At 26.2% G+C, this 1,254-nt stretch carries 2 protein-coding genes; both read right to left on the bottom strand.

Features of this window, described 5'->3' with window-relative positions; all coding sequences use genetic code 11:
• Positions 1-574, bottom strand: a 574-nt coding sequence (locus RWY47_RS12855; RefSeq protein ID WP_316030347.1) for a GTP 3',8-cyclase MoaA, incomplete at its 3' end; no start/stop codon positions are given.
• Positions 558-1,058: a MogA/MoaB family molybdenum cofactor biosynthesis protein gene (locus RWY47_RS12850; RefSeq protein WP_224170266.1), complete on the bottom strand. Its 501-nt coding sequence runs from the start codon at positions 1,056-1,058 to the stop codon at positions 558-560. The genes RWY47_RS12850 and RWY47_RS12855, both read right to left, overlap by 17 nt.
• Positions 1,059-1,254 lie beyond the last annotated feature (196 nt).

The following is a 1,254-nucleotide window of genomic DNA, read 5'->3' as shown; positions in this document are numbered from 1 at the left end:
CTCCTATAGGCATCAATTCTATAAATCTAACATCTATTTCCTTACATTTTGTTAAATTTATAAATTGATTTAGTTCATCATCATTTAATCCTTTTATTAAAACACAGTTTATTTTTACTTTTATGCCTAATTCCACACATCTATCAATTGATTTTAATACTTCTTTTAAATCTCCACCTCTAGTTATTTTTTTATATTTATCTTCATCTAGGGAATCCAAACTTATATTAACTTTTTTTAATCCATTTTCTTTTAGCTTATCTATTTTTTCATAAAGACCTATAGCATTTGTCGTTATACATATATCATCTATATTACAATTTTCTTTTGTATACTTTATAAGTTCTTGTAATTTATCATAGATAAGAGGTTCTCCACCTGTAAATCTTACCTTTTTTATGCCTAATTTTGAGAATCCTTTAATTATAAATTTATAATTTTCAAAACTTAATATATCATTTATACTCTTATAAAATTCAATTTTTTTAGGCATACAATAAATACAACTTAAATTACATTTGTCGGTTAAAGAAATTCTTAAGTAGTCTATTTCTCTGTTATACTTGTCTATCATTTGCACACTCCACAGCTTCACCTTTTAGTATATCTATCCCATGTCCTATGGTATCTATTACAAATTCGATGCTTTCTATTGCTCCTTTAGGACTTCCTGGTAAATTTATTATAACTGTATTTTTTCTTATCCCACTTACACCTCTACTAAGCATTGCTCTTTTAGTTATTTTACAAGATTCCATTCTTATGTATTCACTAATTCCCGGAATCTCCCTTTCAATAACTTCCTTTGTGGCTTCTGGAGTTATATCTCTTTTAGAAAATCCAGTTCCTCCATTAGTTAATATCAAATCTGCATCTAAATTACATAATTTTATAATTTCGCTTTTTAGCTTTTCTTTATCGTCAGGAATCATAGTGTAGTATTTAACTTCATATTCTTCTTTCCCATTTATAAAGTCAGCAAGCTTTTTTCCTGTTATATCTTCTCTTTTACCCATAGAACCTTTGTCACTTAAAGTTATTATCGCTACATTAAACATATATCCACCTCTTTAAATCTCTTATGTATATACATAATTCTACCATATATTTTTTATGTTAGATAGTAACCTCTTTTAATATCTTTAAGTTAAAAAAGCAGTTACATAAAATTTTATGTAACTGCTTTTTTCTATCTACTAAAATATATATTTTTATTTGTAGCATCTAATTTGCAATTTACGCCTAAGGGTATAC

The organism is Paraclostridium sp. MRS3W1, from assembly GCF_032465715.1.
In the GTDB taxonomy this organism is placed as follows: domain Bacteria; phylum Bacillota; class Clostridia; order Peptostreptococcales; family Peptostreptococcaceae; genus Paraclostridium; species Paraclostridium dentum.
Note: the sequence above shows the minus strand (reverse complement) of the source record. Positions and strands in the feature narration are given on the sequence as shown.

Bases quoted from the DNA above. Each gene is read 5' to 3' on its own strand.
- RWY47_RS12850 (WP_224170266.1), bottom strand. From the start codon at position 1,058: ATGTTTAATGTAGCGATAATAACTTTAAGTGACAAAGGTTCTATGGGT.